The sequence below is a fragment of the Immundisolibacter sp. genome (assembly GCF_041625615.1).
Taxonomy (GTDB): Bacteria; Pseudomonadota; Gammaproteobacteria; order Immundisolibacterales; family Immundisolibacteraceae; genus Immundisolibacter.
In genome coordinates, this window is sequence record NZ_JBFJTF010000165.1 from 1 (window position 1) to 4,305 (window position 4,305).

Here is a 4,305-nt window from a genome sequence, read left to right on the forward strand (position 1 = left end):
GCGCCGCCGAAGGAAAACGCGCAGACGCCTTGATTTGAGAGGCCGGGTCGGTCCGTCCGGGGCCGCCCAGCCCCCGCCCCCGAAACGCGTGGTTTTCGGGGGGGGGCGTGTTCAGCGCGCTGCGTCGAGCACGCGCGGCACATCCGCGTGCCGCGGATGCCTTGGCGCGGCGTTTGCGCTCAATCGATCAGGTCGTTAGCGTTGCAGCCCATGTTGATCGGCTGCGGCGGGCCGTCGGCCGGCCAGACGAGCGCGCTTTCGCCGTCGTACCAGGGCCCCAGCACCACCCGCTTGCCGGCGTCCAGGCGGTGCACGCCCGGGCGGTGGGTGTGGCCGTGCAGCAGCATGTCCGCGTCCGCCTCCCGCAGCGCCGCAGTGGCAGCCGCCGTGTCCACCTCCATCACGTCTGCCGCCTTGGCGGCGGTGGCCGTGCGGCTGGCGTCCTGAAACCCGCGCGCGACCTGCACCCGCTCGGCCGGCGGCTTGGCCAGGAAATCAGCCACGAACTGCGGTGCCCGGATGCGCGTCCGGAACGCCTGGTAGTCGACATCCGCGGTGCACAGCGTGTCGCCGTGCGTCAGCAGCAGGCGGTGGCCGGCGTGTTCGATGACGGTCGGGTCGGGCAGGGGACGGGCGCCGCTGTGCGCGAAAAACGCCTCGCCGAACAGAAAGTCGTGATTGCCGACCATCACGTGCGCTTGGCCGCCGCGGGCGGCGTAGGCGGCGAGCGCGTCCACGACCGGCGCAAAGCGTGGCAGGTCGATATCGTCGCCCAGCCACAGGTCGCACAGGTCACCGAGCACGAACAGCTCGCTGCCGGCGCCGAAGCGCGTCAGAAAGCGGCCAAGGCGCGCCTGGTCGGTCGCCTCGGCGCGCAGGTGCAGGTCGGCGATGAAAAGCCGCAGCATCAGTCGGCGTCGAGCACCCGCGCCGATTCGATGATGGCCGCCTGCTTGGGCACGTCCGACCCGAACGGCCCGGCGGCGCCGGTCGGCAGGGCGACGATGGCGTCGACCACGTCCATGCCGGAGGTCACCTTGCCGAACACCGCGTAGCCCCAGCCCTGACGGGTCGGCGCGGTGAAATTCAGGAAGCCGTTGTCGGCCACGTTGATGAAGAACTGTGCGCTGGCCGAGTGCGGATCGGCGGTGCGCGCCATGGCGATGCTGCCGCGGTCGTTCTTGAGCCCGTTGTCGGCCTCGTTCGGTACCGGTGCGTTGGTGGGCTTTTGCTGCAACTGTGCGTTGAAGCCGCCGCCCTGGATCATGAAGTTCGGGATCACGCGGTGGAACACGGTGCCGTCATAGTGGCCGGCGCGCACATAGTCGGTGAAGTTGGCCACCGTCTCCGGGGCCTTGTCCGGATACAGCTCGAGGCCGATCTTGCCGAGGTTGGTTTCGAGTACGACGTTGACGGTCACGGGATGGGTCTCCTGGGCAAAGGCGGCCACGGGCAGCAGGCCAAACACCAGGGACAGGAGCAGGCGAAACGACATGGCACGCATCGGGGTTGGGATGGGACGCCTACTTTAGCAGCCTGGCGGCGTGTGGCCGGCAGTGCGGTGGTCAGGCGGTATCATTCCGCCGCTTTTCCGCATCAAGGCCCAGGGCATGCTGATCCACAACACCCTTACCGGCGACAAACAGCCGCTGCGCCCCCTGGTTCCGGGCACGGTACGCATGTACGTGTGCGGCGCCACCGTTTACGACTACTGCCACGTGGGGCATGCGCGGGTGTTCGTGGTGTTCGACATGGTGGTGCGCTACCTGCGCCACCTGGGGCTGGACGTCCACTACGTGCGCAACATCACCGACATCGACGACAAGATCATTCGTCGGGCGGCCGAGCACGGGGAGACCACCGAGGCGCTGACGCAGCGCTATATCGCCGCCATGCACGAGGATCTGGCGCGGCTGGGGGTGCAGCCGCCGGACGACGAGCCGCGGGCCAGCGGCCACATTGCCGACATCATCGCCATGATCGGCTCCCTCATCGACAAGGGCTACGCCTACCGCGCCGACAACGGCGACGTGTACTACGCCGTGCAGCGGTTCGAGCAGTACGGGCGCCTGTCGCACCGGGTGGTGGAGGACCTGCGCGCCGGCGAGCGGGTGGAGGTGAACGAGGCCAAGGCCGATCCGCTGGATTTCGCCCTGTGGAAGGCGGCCAAGCCGGGTGAGCCGTCGTGGCCGTCCCCGTGGGGCGACGGCCGGCCGGGCTGGCACATCGAATGCTCGGCCATGTCCACGCAGTGCCTGGGTAACCATTTCGACATCCACGGCGGCGGCTACGACCTGATCTTTCCGCACCACGAGAACGAGATCGCCCAGTCCGAGGCGGCCACCGGCGAGCCGTATGTGAACGTGTGGATGCACAACGGCTTCGTGCGCATCGACGACGAGAAGATGTCGAAGTCGCTCGGCAACTTCTTCACCATCCGCGATGTGCTGGCCCGCTACCAGCCCGAAGTGCTGCGGTTCTTCCTGCTGGCCAGCCACTACCGCAGTGCGCTGAACTACTCGGACGCCGCGCTCGACGCCGCGCGCGAGGCGCTGGCCCGCTGCTACCGGGCGCTGGACCGCGCCGGGGCGGCGACCGACGCGGCGCCGGATGTCGGCTACCTGGCGCGCTTCGATGCCGCCATGCAGGACGACTTCAACACGCCGGTCGCCATCGCCGTGCTGTTCGACCTGGTGCGCGACCTGAACCGCACCGAGGTGCCGGGACGGGTGGACGAGCTGGCTGCCACGTTGCGCCGGCTGGGCGGTGTGCTCGGCCTGCTGCAGGACGACCCGCAGGCGTTCCTGAAAGGTGGCGCGGATGCCGGCGGACCGTCCGACGCCGACATCGAGGCGTTGGTGCACGAGCGCCTGGCGGCGCGCAAGGCGCGCGACTTCGCCCGTGCCGACGCCATTCGCGCGCAGCTCACCGAGGCCGGCGTGGTGCTGGAGGACGGCGCCGGCGGCACCACCTGGCGGCGGCGCTGAGCGGCCCTTTCCCGTCTCAGCGCAGGCTCAGCCGCAGCCGTTTCTCGAGTTCCAGCAGCGCCATCAGCGCCACGCCGATGGCCACCACCAGCGCGCCGTCGGCGAACGCCACCGCCCGCGTCTCGAACACCGCCTGCAGCGGCGGCAGGTAGGTGACGGCGAACTGGCCGGCGGTGACCGTCAGCACGGCGCCCCACACGGCGCGCGTGCCGCGTACCGCCTCGCGGGTCAGCGAGGTGCCGTGCAGGTGGCGGATGTAGAACAGGTAGAAGATTTCCATCACCACCAGCGTGTTCATGGCCAGCGTGCGCGCCAGCTCGATGGAGTAGCCGCGCTGCAGGGCGTAGCTGTAGATGCCGAACACCCCGCACATGAACAGCAGCGCCGCCAGCGCGATCAGCCACACCAGCCGGCCGCTGAGCAGGGGCGCGTCGCGTGGCCGCGGCGGGCGATGCATGGTGCGCTCCTCGGTCGGTTCGAAGGCCAGCGCGATGCCCAGCGTGACGGCGGTGATCAGGTTCACCCACAGGATCTGCAGCGCCGTGATCGGCAGCGTCAGGCCCAGCAGCAGCGCCAGGATGATGGTGGCCGCTTCGCCGGCGTTGGTCGGCAGGGTCCAGCTGATGACCTTGCGGATGTTGTCGTAGACCGTGCGCCCCTCGCGCACGGCGGCGACGATGGTGGCGAAGTTGTCGTCCGCCAGCACCAGGTCGGCGGCTTCCTTGGCCGCCTCGCTGCCTTTCAGTCCCATGGCGATGCCGGCGTCGGCGCGGCGCAGGGCCGGGGCATCGTTGACGCCGTCGCCGGTCATGGCCACGGTCATGCCGTGACCCTGCAGGGCCATCACCAGGCGCAGCTTGTGTTCCGGGCTGGTGCGCGCGAACACGTCGGTATGGAGTACCGCCGCCGCCAGCGCGGCGTCGTCCATCTGCTCCAGGTCGGCGCCGGTGAGCACCTGCTTGGTGTTGCCAAGGCCGACCTGACGGCCGATGGCCGCCGCCGTGGTGGCGTGATCGCCGGTGATCATCTTCACGGCAATGCCGGCATGCCGGCAGTGCGTCACCGCCTCGATGGCCTCCGGGCGGGGCGGGTCGCTCAGGCCGACGATGCCCAGCAGTGTCAGTCGGCCGCTCAGATCCGGCAGTTCCAGCACCGTGTGCTGGGGTGACACCCGGCGCACGGCCCGGGCCAGCACCCGCTGGCCCTCGGCGGCAATGCGGGCGGCATGGTCGCGCCAGCGCGCGTCGTTCAGCGGCTCGCCGCCGCCGCGCTCGGTACGCTCGTCGCAGCACAGTGCCAGCAGCGCCTCGGGCGCGCC

At 70.0% G+C, this 4,305-nt stretch carries 4 protein-coding genes; 1 reads left to right on the forward strand and 3 read right to left on the reverse strand.

Annotation, left to right across the window (positions count from 1 at the left end; genetic code table 11):
• Positions 1-179: 179 nt before the first annotated feature.
• Entirely contained in the window at positions 180-908 is a 729-nt protein-coding gene (locus ABYX71_RS10665) for a UDP-2,3-diacylglucosamine diphosphatase (protein WP_372696478.1), read from the reverse strand.
• Entirely contained in the window at positions 908-1,495 is a 588-nt protein-coding gene (locus ABYX71_RS10670; protein ID WP_372696479.1) for a peptidylprolyl isomerase, read from the reverse strand. The genes ABYX71_RS10665 and ABYX71_RS10670 overlap by 1 nt, the downstream gene beginning before the upstream one ends.
• Positions 1,496-1,610: 115 nt before the next feature.
• Here ABYX71_RS10670 and cysS point away from each other — a divergent pair, with 115 nt between their 5' ends.
• Positions 1,611-2,987 (forward strand): cysteine--tRNA ligase, encoded by a 1,377-nt coding sequence (gene cysS / locus ABYX71_RS10675; protein ID WP_372696480.1) that lies wholly within the window; start codon positions 1,611-1,613, stop codon positions 2,985-2,987.
• Positions 2,988-3,003: 16 nt separating this feature from the next.
• Here cysS and ABYX71_RS10680 read toward each other — a convergent pair.
• Positions 3,004-4,305, reverse strand: a 1,302-nt coding sequence (locus ABYX71_RS10680) for an HAD-IC family P-type ATPase (RefSeq protein WP_372696481.1), incomplete at its 5' end; no start/stop codon positions are given.

Bases quoted from the DNA above. Each gene is read 5' to 3' on its own strand.
- ABYX71_RS10665 (WP_372696478.1), bottom strand. From the start codon at position 908: ATGCTGCGGCTTTTCATCGCCGACCTGCACCTGCGCGCCGAGGCGACC.
- ABYX71_RS10670 (WP_372696479.1), bottom strand. From the start codon at position 1,495: ATGTCGTTTCGCCTGCTCCTGTCCCTGGTGTTTGGCCTGCTGCCCGTG.
- cysS (WP_372696480.1), top strand. From the start codon at position 1,611: ATGCTGATCCACAACACCCTTACCGGCGACAAACAGCCGCTGCGCCCC.